1 protein-coding gene is annotated in these 789 nt (G+C 74.9%); it reads right to left on the reverse strand.

The features are described from left to right. Positions 1-39: 39 nt before the first annotated feature. Positions 40-687, reverse strand: coding sequence for an L-threonylcarbamoyladenylate synthase (locus FNQ90_RS25500; protein ID WP_143625355.1), 648 nt, complete (start codon positions 685-687; stop codon positions 40-42). Positions 688-789 lie beyond the last annotated feature (102 nt).

The raw sequence follows: 789 nt of genomic DNA on the forward strand, positions 1-789 counted from the left end.
AGGCGGCACCGGGCGGGAGCCCGGGCAGGGTGGGGGCGGTCAATGCGCCGTCTCCAGATCGGGCACGACCTTCCGCAGCTCCTCCGCGCTCACCGCCCCGGCGCGCAGCAGCACCGGCACCGGGCCGGTGATGTCCACGATCGAGGAGGGCACGGTGTCGGCGGTGGGGCCGCCGTCGAGGTACACGGCGACCGAGTCGCCGAGCATGTCCATCGCGGCGTCGCAGGTCTGCGGGGAGGGGTGGCCGGTGAGGTTGGCGCTGGAGACGGCCATCGGGCCGAACTCCTTGAGCAGCTCCAGCGCGATGGGGTGCAGCGGCATCCGCACCGCGACCGTGCCCCGGGTCTCCCCCAGGTCCCAGGTCAGGGACGGCTGGTGGCGGGCGACCAGGGTCAACGCCCCCGGCCAGAAGGCGTCCACCAGCTCCCACGCCCGCTCGTTCAGACCGGTGACCAGGCCGTGCAGGGTGTTCGGGGAGCCGACCAGCACCGGGGAGGGCATGTTGCGGCCCCTGCCCTTGGCCTCCAGCAGGTCGCCGACGGCCTTGCGGTTGAAGGCGTCCGCGCCCACCCCGTAGACGGTGTCGGTGGGCAGGACCACCAGGTCACCGCGGCGCACTGCGGCGGTGGCCTCGCGCAGGCCGTGGGCGCGGTCGGTGAGATCGGTGCAGTCGTAGCGCCGGGGCATCGCTCGTGCTCCTCGGTGGTGATCGGTGCTCGGAGGGGGTGCGGGACCGCGGCCCGGGGCCGGGCGCGGTCCCCGGTGTCGGCTGTCGGCTGTCGGCCGGGG

Source organism: Streptomyces alkaliphilus (genome assembly GCF_014141535.1).
Lineage (GTDB): Bacteria > Actinomycetota > Actinomycetes > Streptomycetales > Streptomycetaceae > Streptomyces > Streptomyces alkaliphilus.

Bases quoted from the DNA above. Each gene is read 5' to 3' on its own strand.
- FNQ90_RS25500 (WP_143625355.1), bottom strand. From the start codon at position 687: ATGCCCCGGCGCTACGACTGCACCGATCTCACCGACCGCGCCCACGGC.